The following is a 15,801-nucleotide window of genomic DNA, read 5'->3' as shown; positions in this document are numbered from 1 at the left end:
CCCCCGCCGATGGGATGGCCGGCTGAAGGATGCCGACGGAGGCCGGATGGCGTCCCCTGCACCCGCCCCGCTGACGGCGCGGCTTCCCGCGCCTATCTTGCCCCCATGGTCAAAGCCGCGCGTCCCGACGCTCCGCCGATTTCGCAAAAGGAAGTGCCCGCCGAGGTGAGCGGGCCGCCGGGCGATGCGCGCAACGGTGCGGAGATCATCGCCGACTACGTCAAGCGCCTGCCCGACAAGCCCGGCGTCTACCGCATGTATGACGAGAACGGCGACGTGCTCTACGTGGGCAAGGCGCGGAAGCTCAAGGCGCGCGTGTCGAACTACGCCAAGTCCGGCGGGCATACCAACCGCATCGCGCTGATGATCTCGCTGACCCGGTCGATGGAGTTCGTCGTCACCGCCACCGAGACCGAGGCGCTGCTGCTGGAAGCCAACCTGATCAAGCGGCTCAAACCCCGCTTCAACATCCTCCTGCGCGACGACAAGTCCTTTCCCTACATCCTCATCCGCACCGATCACGAGGCGCCCCAGCTGGCCAAGCATCGCGGCGCGAGGAAGGCGAAGGGCCAGTATTTCGGCCCGTTCGCCAGCGCGGGCGCGGTGAACGACACGCTGAACACGCTGCAGAAGGCGTTCCTCCTTCGCACCTGCTCGGACAGCGTCTACGAGGGGCGCACCCGGCCGTGCATGCTCTACCAGATCAAGCGCTGCGCGGGGCCGTGCGTCGATCTCGTCAGCCAGGAGCGCTACGCAGCCCTCGTCGACGAGGCGAGCCAGTTCCTGCGGGGCAAGTCCCAGCAGCTGCGCCAGACCCTGCAGGCGGAGATGGAGGAGGCCAGCCAGGCGCTCGACTTCGAACGCGCCGCGCGCCTGCGCGACCGCATCCGGGCGATCTCGGCGGTCACCACGCAGCAGGGCATCAACCCGGAAGGCCTGGAAGAGGCCGACATCATCGCCGTGGCCCAGGAGGGCGGGAAGACCTGCGTCCAGGTGTTCTTCTTCCGCGCCGGGCAGAACTGGGGCAACCGGGCCTTCTATCCCAGGCACGAGGCGGACTCCTCCGAGGAAGAGGTGCTTTCCGCCTTCATCGCCCAGTTCTACGACGACAAGCCGGCGCCGCGCCTCATCCTGACCTCGCACGAACCCGAGCAGGGCGAACTGCTCGCCGAGGCGCTCACCCTGCGCGCCGAGCACGCGGTGGAGATCCGCGCGCCTCGGCGCGGCTCGAAGAAGGCCCTCGTCGACCAGGTGCTGCAGAACGCGCGCGAGGCGCTGGGAAGGAAGCTCGCGGAGACCCGCTCCCAGGCCCAGCTGCTGGACGGGGTGAAGAAGGTGTTCGGCCTCGAACGGCGGCCCGAACGCATCGAGGTCTACGACAATTCCCACATCCAGGGCACGAACGCGCTCGGCGCGATGATCGTCGCGGGGCCGGAAGGCTTCGAGAAGACCGGTTATCGCCGCTTCAACATGAAGGGCGCAGACGCCGCGCCGGACGACGATTTCGCGATGATGCAGGCGATGCTGCGGCGCCGTCTGTCCCGCCTGGCGAAGGAGCGCGGCGAAGGCGCGCCGGTGCCCGACCTCCTGCTCATCGACGGCGGCAAGGGTCAGCTTTTCGCCGTGCTGGAGGTGATGGAGGAGACCGGCACGACGGACATTCCCGTCGCCGCCGTCGCCAAGGGCCCGGACCGGCATGCGGGACGCGAGGACTTCTACCTGCCCGGCAAGGCGCCCTTCCGCCTGCCGGCGAACGATCCGGTGCTGTATTACCTGCAGCGCCTGCGCGACGAGGCGCACCGCTTCGCGATCACCGGCCACCGCGCCAGGCGCACGAAGCAGATGCGCGAGAATCCGCTCGACGAGATCGCCGGCGTCGGGGCGAGCCGCAAGAGCGCGCTCCTGAAGCATTTCGGATCGGCAAAGGCGGTGTCGCGTGCCAATCTCGCCGACCTCGAAGCCGTCGAGGGCGTCTCCAAGGCGCTCGCCCGCAAGATCTACGATCATTTCCATGAGTGAGTGCCGCGCGGGCGAATCAGTCAGGCCGGAGTGATTCGCTGCAGGAACGCCGCCCGCCGCCCATCAGGGGGAGCCTCGAAAGCGAGAAAATTTTGTCCTTCACGGCGCACCGGTCAGATCATTGAGACCGCATGGATTTATTATGTTGAACATGTTCAGCATTTCTTATTTCGCCGCCGAGCGCCTCTGAATAATTTATTACTCGTTAACCAATCGATCGCACACTCCTCGCCTGAGGCGTGCAGTTTCCCCATTGCAATGGAGACGGGAATGAGCGGTACGGTGCTTGCCCAGAGGTTCGATTTTCTTGGTTTCGACGAGGCCGACCGGCGGCGGTTGAGATCCCTGAAGCCCCTCGTCGAACGCGAACTTCCAGCCATCCTCGACAGCTTCTACGCAGACATCGCACGCGAGGGCGAGGTGGCGGCGATGTTCCGGGACGAGGCGATGCGCCGCCACGCGCGCCAGAAGCAGCTGGAACACTGGGTGCGCATCTGCGACGCGGCGTACGGGCAGGACTATCTCCACTCCGTGGAGCGGATCGGAGAGGCCCACGCCCGGCTGGCCTGAAGCCGGCCTGGTATTTCGGCGGGTACAGCAAGATCGTCAGCGGGCTGATCGCCGCGGTGACCCGCGAGACCCGGCGCGGCCTGTCCTTCGCGCGCACCAAGGGCGACAGCCTCGAGGACCGGCTCTCGAGCCTCACCAAGGCGGCCATGCTCGACATGGACCTGTGCATATCCACGATCGAGGCCTGCGCGGCGCGCGCCAAGAAGACCGAACGCGACGAACTCGCCCGGCAGTTCGAGGAATCCGTCGCCGCGGTGGTGTCCTCGGTCGCGGCCGCGTCGGAGGAACTCGCCCAGACCGCGCGCGCCATGAGCGCGACCGCCGAGGCAGCGCGCGAGAAGAGCTCCGCCGTCGCCGCCGCCGCGGAGGAGGCCACCGTGACGGCCAAGAGCGTCGCCGCGGCCGCCAACCAGCTGACCGGCGCCATCGCGGAGATCAGCGAGCGCGCCTCCGATGCGGCCGGCGCCTCCTCGAAGGCCTCGCAGGAAGCAAAGGCCACGGGAGCGACCATGGCCCAGCTCGCCGAGGCGGCCGAGCGGATCGGCGCGATCGTCAGCCTGATCGATCAGGTCGCCGAACAGACCAACCTGCTCGCGCTGAACGCCACCATTGAGGCCGCGCGCGCCGGCGAGGCGGGCAAGGGCTTCGCCGTGGTCGCGAGCGAGGTGAAATCCCTCGCGGCGCAGACGGCGAAGGCGACGGAGGAAATCTCCAGCCAGATCAGCAACGTGCAGGAAGTCGTCAAGTCGGCGGTCGCCGCGATCGGCAACGTATCGGCGACGATCGAGCAGCTGACTTCGGTCTCGACCTCCATCTCCGCGGCCGTCGAGGAGCAGAACGCGGCGACCGAGGAGATCAGCCGCAATACCGACCAGACCGCCGCCAGCGCCGGCTCCGTCGCCGAGACGATCCAGTCCGTCCTCGCAGGTGCCGAGGAGACCTCGCGTTCCTCCGATGCGGTGGTCAAGGCCGCCGACGAGCTCGGCCGGTACGCGGAAGCCCTCAGCGGCGACGTCGCTGCCTTCCTCAACAAGATCCGGGCCGCCTGATCCCCGCACCCGTCCGGGTGGCCCGGCAATCGGCCTTCCGCCGGCTTGCAGCCGCCGGCGGAAGGCTGCCTTTTCGCGGCCTCGCCTTGCACGCGGGCGGTTTATACCGTCCCCGTCATGGGCTAGTCAGGTCGCGTCCCGCATGCTGCGGGGCGATCACGTGGACGGGCTCTGTGTCGATGCGCGCCTCACACCCGCCGGGCCTCACCCGCCACCTGCCCAATCTCGTCACGATCGGGCGGGCACTCGCCGGTCTGGCGGGCGCCTGGATGCTGCTGCACGCCCGCCATCTCCATCTGGAGGCCGGCACGCAGGAGGCGGCGGTCTGGTTCGCGGCCGGCTCGGGCCTTGTCTTCGCGATCGCAGCGCTCAGCGATGGTCTCGACGGCTGGCTCGCGCGCGCGCTCGGGGCCACGAGCCCGCTCGGCGCCCTGCTCGACCCGATCGCCGACAAGGTGCTGGTCGCGGCCTATCTCCTCGCCTTCGTCCGGGTGTCCGGCCTCGACCCCTATCTGACGCCGGCCGTCGCGATCATCGTCGGGCGCGACGTGGTGGTGACCGGCCTGCGCCTGTCGCGCCTCTCGCGCGACGAGGTGCCGCTTCCCGTCACCGACGACGCCAAGTTCAAGACCGGCCTCGTCATGATCCTGATCGCGCTGCCCTATCTCCTGGTACTTTTCGGCATGCGCGAGGTCGCCGCCTGGTTCTATCTCTGGGTGGGCGGGGTGTGGCTCGCGGCGGCGCTGAGCGCCTGGACCGCCGTGCCGTACCTGCGAAAGGCGCTGTCGCGCTAGGGTTCCGGCCGGCGGGTCGCGCCAACGCAAAAGCCCCAGTTCGCGAAGGGCTTCGTTAACCTCGCCCGGTTTTCTCTTCCGCGGATTCCGGCGCCCGCGCGGCGCATCCTCCAGCCACGGACAGAGACCCGATGAGCCAGCCTACGATCGACTATGCCCAGCGGCTCGCCTTCCTGAAATTCTCCGACGAGGACAGGCGCACGCTGCGCGCCCTGAAGCCGCTGATCGAGGCGCGCTTCCCGGCGATCCTGGAGAAGTTCTACGCCCATCTGAGGCATTATCCCGAGGTGGCGCAGATGTTCGGCGGGGATGCCGGCATGAAGCACGCGGCGCACAAGCAGCTGCAGCACTGGCTGCGGATCTGCGAGGCGCGCTTCGACGCGGAGTACACCCGCTCGGTGCAGGCGATCGGTAACACGCACGCCCGGCTGAACCTGCAGCCGGAATGGTATTTCGGCGGCTACAACTTCCTCATGGGCGGGCTGCTCGACGCGATCCTGGAAGAGGCGGGCAAGGGCGCGGGCCTTGCCGGGGCGAAGAAGGCGTTCGCCGCGGCGCGCGCACGCGCGAGCGTGCTGACCAAGGCGGTCATGCTCGACATGGATCTCGTGATGAGCACGATCTACGCCCACATGGAGGCCGAGCGCCGCCGGCAGACCGGCGAGCTTGCGAACGAGTTCTCCGAGCGCGTCGCGGGCATGGTCTCCGCCGTGGCGGCGGCCTCCGAGGAACTCTCGCGCACCGCGCGCTCGATGTCGGCGACCGCCGAGACGACGACGCAGAAATCCTCCGCCGTCGCGGCCGCCGCCGAGGAAGCCACCGCCACCGCGAAGAGCGTCGCGGCCGCCGCCGACGAGCTGACGCGCGCGATCGCGGAAATCTCCGAACAGGCCGCGCAAGCGGCCGACGCCTCCGGTGCCGCCTCCAGCGAGGCCCGGCGCACCGGGGAGACCATGGCCGAGCTGGCCGAGGCGGCCGAGAAGATCGGCGAGATCGTCAATCTCATCGAGACCGTCGCCGAACAGACCAACCTGCTCGCGCTCAACGCCACCATCGAGGCCGCGCGCGCCGGCGATGCCGGCAAGGGCTTTGCCGTGGTCGCCAGCGAGGTGAAGTCCCTCGCGCGCAAGACCGCCTCGGCGACCGAGGAGATCTCCGGCCAGATCGCCAATATCCAGTCCGTCGTGAAACAGGCCGTCGAGGCGATCGGGCGCGTCACCGGGCGTGTGGAAACGGTCAGCGGCGTGTCGAGCTCGATCTCGGCGGCGGTGGAGCAGCAGAACGCCGCGACCGCGGAGATCAGCCGCAATACCGGCGAGACCGCGAAGAGCTCCGGCTCGGTCAGCCAGACGATCCAGTCCGTCCTGGCCGGCGCGCAGGAGACCAGCCAGTCGGCCGATGCGGTCGTCGGCGCGGCCGAGGAACTCGGACGCCAGGCCGAGGCGCTGCGCGGCGACGCCGCCCGCTTCCTGGAACGCATCCGCGCGGCGTGAGCGCGCACCGGCGAGCTTGCCCCGCCGGCCGTCTTGGCCTCTAAAGTGAGGCCATGACGGAGACCCGCCAGAGCCATATCCTCGTCGTCGACGACGATGACCGCATCCGCGAGCTGCTCTCGCGATACCTGCGCGCGCGCGGCTACCGGGTCTCCTCCGCGCCCCATGCCGACAAGGCGCTCGCCATGCTGCGCGCGCTCGCCTTCGACCTGCTCATCCTCGACGTGATGATGCCGGGCATGGACGGGTTCCGCCTCACCGAGGTGATCCGCGAGACCGGGGACGTGCCGATCCTGCTGCTGACCGCACGCGGCGAGCCGGAGGACCGCATTCGCGGCCTGTCGGCGGGCGCGGACGACTATCTCGCCAAGCCGTTCGAGCCCGAGGAGCTGATCCTGCGCGTGCAGGCGATCCTGCGGCGCTCTCTGCCCAGGACGCAGGGACCGGCGCGCGTCGTGTTCGGGCCCTGGCGCTTCGATCTCGACACGGCGAGCCTGGAACGCGACGGCGAGCGGGTGCGCCTGACCGGCGGGGAGGCGGCGCTGCTGACGGCGCTGGCCCAGAGCCCCGGCCAGCCGGTCTCGCGCCAGACCCTGTCCGACAAGGCCGCAGCCGGCGCCGGCGAGCGGGCCGTCGACGTGCAGGTGACCCGGCTGAGGCGCAAGATCGAGGCCGACCCCAAGGACCCGATCTGGGTCCAGACCGTGCGCGGGGAAGGATACAAGCTCGTCGCCGAGCCGGTGTTCGAGAGCGGGCCGCGATGAGGCTGCGCCCGATGAAGCTTCGCACCGGCATCAAGCGCTACCTGCCCAAGGGCCTGTTCGGCCGCTCCCTGCTGATCATCGTGCTGCCCGTCGCGCTGATGCAGGTCGCGGTGACGTGGACCTTCTTCGAGGAGCACTGGGAGACGGTCACCGCGCGCCTGTCGGAAAGCGTCGCGGGCGACGTCGCCATGATCACCGAGCTCTACCAGGACCAGCCCGGCGAGTTCGAGCGCATCGCGAGCACCGCCTATTCCACCATGGGCCTGTCGGTCGACCTGCGCGAGGGCGACGCCCTGCCGACGGCGCGGCGCACCGCCTTCTTCCGCGCCCTCGACCGCACGCTGAGGCGTGCGCTCGCCAACGAGCTCGACGAGGATTTCTGGTTCGACACCACGCGCTATCCCGAATACGTGGACATCCGCGTGGCGGTGGCGGACGGCGTGCTGCGCTTCATCGTGGTGCGCGAACAGGTCTTCGCCACGACCGGGCACATCTTCCTTCTGTGGATCATCGCCGCGACGAGCCTTCTGACCGCGGTGTCGATCATCTTCATCAGGAACCAGGTCAAACCCATCCGCCAGCTCGCCGAGGCGGCCGAGGCCTTCGGGCGCGGCCAGGACGTGGAGCGCTTCAAGCCGGCCGGCGCGCGCGAGGTGCGCCAGGCCGCCCACGCCTTCATCGACATGCGCCAGCGCCTGAAGCGCCACATGGAGCAGCGCACCGCCCTGCTCGCGGGCGTCAGCCACGATCTGCGCACGCCGCTGACCCGCCTGCGCCTGCAGCTCGCGCTGATGGAGAAGAGCGAGGAGCGCGAGGCGGCGCTGAAGGACCTTGCCGAGATGGAGGAGGCGCTGGAGGAATATCTCGCCTTCGCGCGCGGCCAGGCCGGCGAGGAGCCGGGCCCGGTCGATCTGACCGCCCTGTGCCACGAGATCGGCGAGAACGTGCGCCGCGAGGACGGGGCCGATATCGAGATCGAGGCCGAGGAGGGCCTCGTCCTGGAGGGCCGCGCCGCGCCGCTGAAACGCGCCGTCACCAATCTGGTCCAGAACGCGCGCGCCTTCGCCACCCGCATCGTGCTCTCGGCGCGCCGCGTCGAGGACCGCATCGAGATCGCGGTGGACGACAACGGCCCCGGCATCCCGCCCGACCGGCGCGGCGAAGCCTTCAAGCCCTTCTCGCGCCTGGATGAAGCCAGAAACGCCAACCGCAAGGGCGTCGGCCTGGGCCTGGCCATCGCGCGCGACACGGCGCGGGCCCATGGCGGGGACGTGCGCCTAGAAGACAGCGAACTCGGCGGCCTGCGCGCGGTCCTCAGCCTGCCCGCGTGAGAGAGTTACCCCCCCAATTCTCGAATTTCGGACTCCTACCACGACTACTCCCGGCCTTCTTCTCCGCGGCCACGGCAGGATGGCGAGGCGGTGAAGAAGGTGCGCCAGCAGGGTCATCGGACCGATTACAAGCGCGCGCGGCGTGGCGCGGATTGAGCCGGTCCCTTCCTGCCCGCTGCGCAGGTCGGCCACCGGGCGCCGGCCCCCGCCACTCAAAGTTTTCGATTGCGATTCCTGCGCCCCGCCGCGATGGTTGTCGAGGGCATGCCGGGGCGCATCATGATCCTGCAGAATCTCGCCAAAGCCATCCGCGAGCAGAACTATTACGCGGTCTTCCTGGAATTCGTGATCGTCATCGCCGGTGTGGTGATCGGCTTCCAGATCAACGCCTGGAACGAGGGGCGCATGCGGGCGGCGAGCGCGGATGCGGCGCGCGCCAATCTGGTCGCCAATCTGCGCCGCGACATCGCCGAATTCGAGGAGCGCGACGCCTATTATCAGGGCCTTTCCGAGCACGCCGATACGGTCCTCGCGGTGATGGAGGCGCCCGATCGCCTCGCCGAGATCGGGGAGTGGCGCTTTCTGGAATCGAGCTTCCGGCTCGGTCAGACCTGGCCGTTCTCCCAGTCGCGTCAGGTCTATCGCGAGCTTGAAGGCAAAGGCGATCTCGATCTGATCGGCGGCCCGGACGTCCGCCTCGCCCTTGCGGGGTATTACGACTCCTGGGCTCCGGAGTTCGGCGTCACGGTGGTGCGCGCCGAACCCTATCGCGAGCGGGTGCGCCAGCGCATGCCCATGGCGCTCCAGGTCTATATCGGCGAGACCTGCCGGGGCGGGGAGATCGATAACTGGTCGAAGCTGGCCGCAGATGAGGACCGGACGGTGAACATCCCGCGCTGCCCGGCGCCCGACGAGGCCGCCCTGATCGCGGAGGTCGCCGGGGATCTGGCGCGCGACCGTCACCTTCTGGAGCTCGCGCGCGGCGCCGTGGCGCAAATGAACACCACACGGTCCGTGCTCGCGCTGATCACCCATGACGCCGAAAGGGTCATCGCGCAGATCGAGGGGGCGGAATGACCGGTTCGCCCATCCAGGCGTGCGCTGGCCGTCGAGGCGGCGAGGACGTGACATGAGCGCTGAAGGCTTCGTCTCCGAGCTGATCCGGCGCAATGTCGTGCGCGTTGCCGGCGTCTACGGCGTGGTCGGATGGCTCCTCGCCCAGCTCTCGGCCTTCTTCGAAAACGCCTTCAGCCTGCCGTCCTGGTTCGACGGGCTGATCGCCGGGCTCCTGATCCTCGCCTTTCCGATCGCGCTCCTTCTGGCGTGGGCGGCGGATCTCTCGCCGCAGGGGCTTCGGCGCGCCCCGCTTGCAGAGCCTTTGTGGACGCGCCGGGCGCTCTGGCCCGAGTTCACCATCCTGGCCGCCCTCGCGGTGCTCATCGGGGTCACTGCGGCCCCACGCACCGCTTCGCCTCCGTCCGGCGAGGCCATCGCGCTTTCAGATCCGCGAGGCCCGACGGAAAAATCCATCGCCGTGCTGCCCTTCAGCGACTTTTCCGAAGCCGATGACGGCTGGTTTGCGGACGGGCTGACGGAGGAAATCCTGAACTCGCTCGCGCGCACACCTGACCTGCTCGTCGCGTCGCGGACCAGCTCTTTCGCCTACAAGGACTCCGCCGAGAACCTGCCCGCCATCGCCAGCAGCCTGGGTGTGGCGCATGTCCTGGAGGGGTCTGTCCGCCGGGCCGGCGATCGGCTCAGGATCACCGCGCAGCTGATCCGCGCCTCGGACGGCTTTCATCTCTGGTCGGAGACGTATGACCGGCCGGTCGCCGACGTGATCGATATCCAGGAAGACATCGCCATCGAGATCGCCTCCGCGCTTGAAACCGCCATGAACCCCGAGGCGCTCGGCGCCATGGTGTCGTCCGGGACGCGTTCGGTGGCGGCCTATGAGGCATTCCTGGAGGGCCAGGCGCTTTACGCCCGCGCGATGGTCACGCTGAGCGACGAGGACTGGAGCCGGGCGCGTGAGGCCTTCGTGCGCTCGGCCCGGCTCGATCCGCAGTTCGCCGCGGCCCATTTCGAAGCGGGGCTGTCCTGGGCCAACACGGTGAATCCGGCCGCAAGCTCGGGCGACGACCGCGTCGATGCGCTGACCGCGCTCGACGAAGCGTCGCGGTATTTCGAGGCGGCGATCACACTTTCGGACGATCCGGTCAGAACTCTGCGCTACAGGGCGGAGCGCGCTTCGCTGCTGGGCGCGCTGCGCGAGGCCGCCGGAGAGCTGGAAGCCTATCTCGAGCGAATCCCCAACGACATTCAGGCGCGATTTGATCTGGTCGAGCTCTATCAATATCTCGGCGCGCCAGCCGAAGCGCAGGTCCATCTCGAACAGATGGAAGCGCGGGCCCAGCCGACCGGGGAACACCTGAACCTCCTGATACAGGGCTATCAGTGGTCGAGCGAGACTCCCAGAGCCGCCGAGCTGGCGCGGCGGGCGCTCACCGACGGGAGCCGGAATGCGGGATTGCTTTACCAGGCGCATCGCTCGCTCCTGTGGGCGGGGGACATCGAGGGAGCGGGCCAGGTTTTCGAGCGCTACATACGATTGCCCGACGTGCAGGACGACTGGACCCGCTTCATTCCCGAAATGCGCCAGGCTTGCGCCGAGGGCGACCGGGCGCGCGCCGAACGAGCGGCCGCAGAGCTGGCGGCGATCGGAGAAACCTCGGGGCTCTGGCACGCCTATTCCTTGCTGCGCCGGGACGATGAAATATTCGCCTTGCTGCAGGATCTCGATCGCACGGCGCCGCCTTTCCCGCTGATCGGGTTCCTGATCTATCCCCATTTCGATCCCGAGCCCTATCCGGGCCTGCAGGCTCTGATCGAGCGTGAACGCATCGACCCGCCCCGGGGTGAGCCGATCCCGTTCGCCTGTCCGCCGGCGGAGATCGCCCAATGATCCTGCGCCGCCTCGTCATCGCCCTGCGCCGGCAGGATTTCGTCACCGTCACGATCGAGACGCTGATCGTGGTGCTCGGCGTGTTTCTCGGCATCCAGCTCGGCAACTGGAACGAGGCGCAGCGCGAGGACGCCCGGCGGGATCGCGTGACCGCCCACCTGATCACCGACCTCACCGAAATCGAACGCCGGGCGGGCGAGACCGCCGAGATTTACGACGGCCGGGTTCAGTCCGCTCTGCGCCTCACCGCCTTTCTTCGCTCCGATCAGGCGGCGCCCGACGACCTGGCGCTTTTCGAGGATGATGTTGACCGGGTGCTGTCCACCTCCACCGCGATCCCCCGGTCTCCCACGGTGATCGAACTGCTCGCATCTGGCGATACGGGCCTCATTGATAATGAAGGCTTGCGCTTCGACATCGTCCGCTTTGACAGGTCCATGCAGTCTGCGACCGACGCCAATGTCGGGATCATCGATCTCTGGGCGCGCTACACCGAGCCGGTCAGCTTGCACGCCTATCCGGTCTTCGGGCCGACGCCGGACGGGCAGTCCTATGAAGCCGTCGAGATCGTCCATGATATCGAGGCCTTGCGCGCCGACCCGCGCGTCCTGCCGGCGCTCAGCTGGCTGGCGAGCGTGAATCGCGCGGAGCTGGAGCTGCGCCGAGCCGTCGGCGAGGACGCCGCCACCCTGCGCGCCCGGCTGGAGCCGGCCCGATGATCCTGCGCCGCATCACCGAACATGTGCGGGCCCAGAACTGGACCGCGGTCGGCCTCGACTTCGTCATCGTCGTGCTTGGCGTCTTCATCGGCATCCAGGTGGCCAACTGGAACGAGGCGCGGGCGCTACAGCGCGAAGAACGCAGTATCGTGCTCCGCCTTCTCACCGAAGCCGATCGGTCGGCGGTGGAGATCGAAGAGGCCGTCGCGCTCACCGAGCGCTTTCGCGCCACCGCCGTGCGCGGCTATGAAACGCTGCAACTGGAGGCCATCGATCAGGCAGCAGCCGATCAATTGCGCACCGACCTCAGCGAGATGGGATCCTGGAAGGACGAGGAGTTCGTCCGCGCGACCCTCGATCAGATCGTCAGCAGCGGAGATCTGTCTCTTATCCGGTCCCAATCGCTGCAGGATACCATCGCCGGCCACCGGGAGGTCATAGCGTCGGCCACAAAGGCCTTTGCCAATATCGGCGGTGTAAGCCTTTCCCAGAGGGTCGAGATGAACGACCGCCTGCAGTTCCGGTTCACGGAGAGCGGCCGCGAAATCACCACCCCGGCGTCGGACCTGCTGGCCGATGAAGCGCTCGAGCGCCATCTGGCCCAGTTCGGCCTCATCTATCACCAGTTCCTCCAGCTGCATCGCCAGTCGCTTGAACTCAATGCGCAGTATCGCGCCGCACTTGCGACCTACGCGCAGGAGAAAGGGTGGCTCGAATGATGCTGCGCCGTCTCATGGCCCATGTCAGAGCCCAGAACTGGCTCGCGGTCCTTCTCGATTTCCTCATCGTGGTCGCCGGGGTCTTGCTGGCCCTTGCAGCCTCGCAATGGGTGGCCGATCGCGAGGCACGGCGCAGCGCGGTGATCTCGCAGCAGGCAATGGACACCGACCTGATGTTCATGGCGATCGGCACCATGCGGCGCTACACGACCCATCCATGCCTGGTCGACGCGATTGCACGTCTGGACGAGGCAGTATCGGTGGAAGACGGGGCCGAATTCACGACGCCGGCGCGGGGCCGGCTCAGTGCGCTGCAGGATGGAATATTCCAGGATTATTACCCCGTCGGGCTGTGGAATTATCCGACCTCGGCGTTCGACCGCGCCGTCGCCACGGGTGCCTTCGATCACATGGACCCCCAGCGCGCCGCCGATTACGCCGTGGCGTATGAATGGGTACGCCAGATCGCTGCGGCGAACGCCGAAGAGGAGGTACTGCGCTCCCGGCTCTCCCTGGTCGAGATGGTCGACCGGATGGACGCGCCCACCCGCCTGGAAATCCGGCGAACGCTTGCGGAACTGGATGGCTGGAATCAGGGCGTCCTCAATTCGGGGCGCTTCCTGTTCGACACGATGCATCGACTCGCCATCGCGCCCGCAGAAGAGGATCGGGCGCAATGGCGTCATTACAACGAACTCGCGCGGTCAGTGCGTGGCGCGTGCGTGATCGACCTGCCGCTGGACTTCACAGGGGGCGCTGTCGGTAACCGCTGGTCATACGAGGTGGACGAATGATCCTCGCCCGCCTCACCCGCGCCATCCGCGAGCAGAACTGGTTCGCCGTGGGAATCGAGTTCGTGATCGTCATTCTCGGCGTCGTGATCGGCTTCCAGATCACGGCGTGGAATGCGGCGAGGGCCGAGCGCCTTACCGAGCGGCGCGCGCTCGAACTGCTGCTCGGCGAAGCGCAGAACAATGTCGCCTACAGCGAGCTGATCATCTATCGCGCGGGCCGGCTGCAGGCCGATCGCGAGGCCGCCGCGGCGCGTCTGGCCGGCGATACTGTCAGGGCCGGAGATGGCGCGCACGGTCTGCAGGTCATGAGCGTCTACCGCGACATGACCCCGATCCGCGCGGCCCATGACCAGCTCACGGCCTCGGGCGCGATCACCACCATTCGCTCCGCGCAGGTGCGCGAGGCACTCTCGCTGTTCGAGGGCGTCGTGGTCTTCCACGACCGCGCCCGCGGCGAATACATGGCGCGCACGCCCGATATCGCAGCACTCGCCTCGCCCTACCTGACAACGCGTTACGCGCCCGAGGTGCCGGGCAGCTACACGCTGGATGTCGACTGGGCCGCGGCCGGCTCGGACCGGCAGCTGGTCAATGCGATCCACCGGGTGATGGGCGAGCAGGCCGAGTTCGACTCGCGCCGCCAGGTCATCCTCGATCGTGCCCGCATATTGTGCGAGGCGCTGGCACTGGAACTCGAGAGCACGTGCACGCCGCCGGACTGGCTTGGCGAGGAGATTGCGGCAGAACGGGACGCGGCAGAGTAAGCCCGCTCCGGGTCTTGTCAGGCCGGCGCAGGTGCCCGCCTACTTCTTTTCTCCGCTGCCCAGCTCGCGGCTCCGCTTCTCGGCGGCGGCGACGGCCTTGTGGATGAGGCTGGGAAGGCCTCCCTCGCCCATGAGGACGTCGAGGGCGGCCTGGGTGGTGCCCTTGGGGGAGGTGACCGAGCGGCGCAGCTCGGCGGCGTTGGCGCTGCCGTCCTTCAGGGATTTTTCCAGCATGGCGCCGGCGCCGGCCACCGTCGCGACGGCGAGGCGCTCGGCGAGGTCGGCGGGAAGGCCCTCGGCCTCGCCGGCGCGCGCGAGCGCCTCGGCCATGAGGAAGACATAGGCGGGCCCCGAACCGGACACGCCCGTGGCCGCGCCCATCAGGCGTTCCTCCTCCAGCCACTCGACCGGGCCGGTGACCTTCAGGAGCGTCTCGGCCTGCTTGCGAAGACCGAGTTCGTCGGCGCGCGCGTTGGCGATGGCCACATTGATGCCCTTGCCGATGGCGCCGGGCACGTTGGGCATGTTGCGCACGATCGGCCGGCCGGGGAAGGCCTTCTCGAAGGTGCGAAGCCCGATGCCGGCGGCAACCGAGATGATGAGGGTGTCCTCGCGCACGACCTCGGAAAGCGCGGGCAGGACCTTTTCCATGACCTGGGGCTTCACGGCGAGGATGAGCGTGTCGACGCTCTTTGCCGTCTTCGCGTCGAGGCTCGCCAGATGGGTGACCCCGTGCTCCCTGGCGAGATCGGCCGCGGGGCCTTCCAGGCCCGGATCGATGAAGATCAGCCTGTCGGCGGGAACGCCGCCGCGCGACTTCCTGAGCCAGCCCGTCGCCATGGCCGCGCCCATGCGGCCGACCCCCACGAGGGCCAGCCGGCCGTTTCTTTCACTGGTCATGGTCGTGTTCCGTTACGCTTCGCCAGCGGTTTCGAACATCGCGGCCGAGACGGCCTCGCTGACGCTCTTGCCGCCCCAGATGAGATATTGGAAGGCCGGGTAGAGCCGCTCTCCGGCCTCCTTGGCCGCGCCGATGAGGCCAGCGGCCTGGGCCGCGTTCATCCCCTCCCCGCCCGGTAGGGACAGGGCATGGCGGAAAATGATCGAGCCGTCCTCGCTCCAGACCTCGAAATGTCCGAGATAGAGGCGCTCGTTGATGCGGTTGACGAGTTCGCAGGCATCGCGGAAGCGCTTCTCGGGCACCTTCAGCTCGAGGCTGGCGCACAGATGCATCGCGTCGAGCTCGGGCCGCCAGGCGAACCAGATCTGGTGATCGCGCCAGCTGCCCGGCACGGCGATGTGGAGTTCCGTGTCGTCGCGCTCGTAGGCGTATTGCTCGGCGATGACGGCCTGTTCCACGCTTTCCAGCGGGTCGGCCTCCAGGTTGAGCGTGTCGTGATTGAGTTCCATGACCTTCACTCCCCCTCCTGCTGCAATCGCGATTGCGGGACCGAGCCTAGGCAGGGCTTGGACTCTCGCGCAAGCGCGATTGGAGCCGGAAGGGTCAAGCTGTTCAGCTTCAAGACTTTTTCGTTGCGGGGCGTTTGCGCGGCGCGGCCGGTTTCGAGGCCTTCGGGGCCGATTTTCCTTCCAGAGACTCGATCCGCGAGCGCAGTGATTCGGTCTCGCCGGCGAGCGCGTCGAGCCGGGCCTTCAGCGCGTCGAGTTCGTCGCGCCGGGCGAGATCGAGTTCGGCGGCCATGCGTTCGGCCTGCGCACGGAAGACCGAGCGCGCCTCGTCCCCGGCCGCCTGCGCGGCGGAGAAGGCGTCGGTCATCAGGTCCGCCAGATCGGCGAAAATCGGGTTGCGCGACTGCATG

Annotated in this window: 15 protein-coding genes and 1 pseudogene; 13 read left to right on the top strand and 3 right to left on the bottom strand. The window is 68.2% G+C overall.

Annotation, left to right across the window (positions count from 1 at the left end; translation table 11 throughout):
• The first annotated feature begins 9 nt into the window (after positions 1-9).
• From uvrC to JW792_RS00545, 13 genes and pseudogenes are all read left to right on the top strand, one after another.
• Positions 10-2,019, top strand: a complete 2,010-nt coding sequence (gene uvrC / locus JW792_RS00605; protein WP_420871254.1) for an excinuclease ABC subunit UvrC — start codon at positions 10-12, stop codon at positions 2,017-2,019.
• Positions 2,020-2,277: 258 nt separating this feature from the next.
• Positions 2,278-2,705: pseudogene (locus JW792_RS00600) on the top strand (protoglobin domain-containing protein); the annotation flags it as partial.
• Between the two features lie 30 nt (positions 2,706-2,735).
• On the top strand, positions 2,736-3,638 hold the full coding sequence (locus JW792_RS00595; RefSeq protein ID WP_420871283.1) for a methyl-accepting chemotaxis protein: 903 nt from the start codon (positions 2,736-2,738) through the stop codon (positions 3,636-3,638).
• 179 nt (positions 3,639-3,817) lie between these two features.
• Positions 3,818-4,432 carry a CDP-alcohol phosphatidyltransferase family protein gene (locus JW792_RS00590; RefSeq protein WP_135994580.1) on the top strand — a complete coding sequence of 205 codons (615 nt, stop codon included), beginning with the start codon at positions 3,818-3,820 and terminating at the stop codon, positions 4,430-4,432.
• Between the two features lie 131 nt (positions 4,433-4,563).
• Positions 4,564-5,925: a globin-coupled sensor protein gene (locus JW792_RS00585; RefSeq protein WP_135994581.1), complete on the top strand. Its 1,362-nt coding sequence runs from the start codon at positions 4,564-4,566 to the stop codon at positions 5,923-5,925.
• A 53-nt stretch (positions 5,926-5,978) separates the two neighbouring features.
• Positions 5,979-6,689 carry a response regulator gene (locus JW792_RS00580; protein ID WP_135994582.1) on the top strand — a complete coding sequence of 237 codons (711 nt, stop codon included), beginning with the start codon at positions 5,979-5,981 and terminating at the stop codon, positions 6,687-6,689.
• Between the two features lie 11 nt (positions 6,690-6,700).
• Positions 6,701-8,020, top strand: coding sequence for an ATP-binding protein (locus JW792_RS00575; RefSeq protein ID WP_135994583.1), 1,320 nt, complete (start codon positions 6,701-6,703; stop codon positions 8,018-8,020).
• 225 nt (positions 8,021-8,245) lie between these two features.
• Complete coding sequence (locus JW792_RS00570; protein ID WP_135994584.1) at positions 8,246-9,097, top strand: hypothetical protein; 852 nt, start codon at positions 8,246-8,248, stop codon at positions 9,095-9,097.
• 52 nt (positions 9,098-9,149) lie between these two features.
• Positions 9,150-10,985 carry a hypothetical protein gene (locus JW792_RS00565; protein ID WP_135994585.1) on the top strand — a complete coding sequence of 612 codons (1,836 nt, stop codon included), beginning with the start codon at positions 9,150-9,152 and terminating at the stop codon, positions 10,983-10,985.
• Positions 10,982-11,704 carry a hypothetical protein gene (locus tag JW792_RS00560; protein ID WP_135994586.1) on the top strand — a complete coding sequence of 241 codons (723 nt, stop codon included), beginning with the start codon at positions 10,982-10,984 and terminating at the stop codon, positions 11,702-11,704. Before JW792_RS00565 ends, JW792_RS00560 begins: the two co-directional genes overlap by 4 nt.
• Positions 11,701-12,423 (top strand): hypothetical protein, encoded by a 723-nt coding sequence (locus JW792_RS00555; protein WP_135994587.1) that lies wholly within the window; start codon positions 11,701-11,703, stop codon positions 12,421-12,423. Before JW792_RS00560 ends, JW792_RS00555 begins: the two co-directional genes overlap by 4 nt.
• Positions 12,420-13,217 carry a hypothetical protein gene (locus tag JW792_RS00550; protein ID WP_135994588.1) on the top strand — a complete coding sequence of 266 codons (798 nt, stop codon included), beginning with the start codon at positions 12,420-12,422 and terminating at the stop codon, positions 13,215-13,217. The genes JW792_RS00555 and JW792_RS00550 overlap by 4 nt, the downstream gene beginning before the upstream one ends.
• Positions 13,214-13,981 (top strand): hypothetical protein, encoded by a 768-nt coding sequence (locus JW792_RS00545; protein ID WP_135994589.1) that lies wholly within the window; start codon positions 13,214-13,216, stop codon positions 13,979-13,981. The genes JW792_RS00550 and JW792_RS00545 overlap by 4 nt, the downstream gene beginning before the upstream one ends.
• 39 nt (positions 13,982-14,020) lie before the next feature.
• Here the strand turns inward: JW792_RS00545 and proC are convergent, their stop codons facing one another.
• From proC to JW792_RS00530, 3 genes are all read right to left on the bottom strand, one after another.
• Complete coding sequence (proC, locus tag JW792_RS00540) at positions 14,021-14,881, bottom strand: pyrroline-5-carboxylate reductase (protein ID WP_135994590.1); 861 nt, start codon at positions 14,879-14,881, stop codon at positions 14,021-14,023.
• A 12-nt stretch (positions 14,882-14,893) separates the two neighbouring features.
• Complete coding sequence (locus JW792_RS00535; RefSeq protein WP_135994591.1) at positions 14,894-15,391, bottom strand: type III secretion system chaperone family protein; 498 nt, start codon at positions 15,389-15,391, stop codon at positions 14,894-14,896.
• 109 nt (positions 15,392-15,500) lie between these two features.
• Positions 15,501-15,800 carry an accessory factor UbiK family protein gene (locus JW792_RS00530; protein ID WP_135994592.1) on the bottom strand — a complete coding sequence of 100 codons (300 nt, stop codon included), beginning with the start codon at positions 15,798-15,800 and terminating at the stop codon, positions 15,501-15,503.
• Between the last annotated feature and the right edge of the window lies 1 nt (position 15,801).

Source organism: Marinicauda algicola, from assembly GCF_017161425.1.
GTDB classification, from domain to species: Bacteria; Pseudomonadota; Alphaproteobacteria; order Caulobacterales; family Maricaulaceae; genus Marinicauda; species Marinicauda algicola.
The sequence above is the reverse complement of the archived record's forward strand: the minus strand, read 5'-3'. Positions and strand labels throughout refer to the sequence as shown.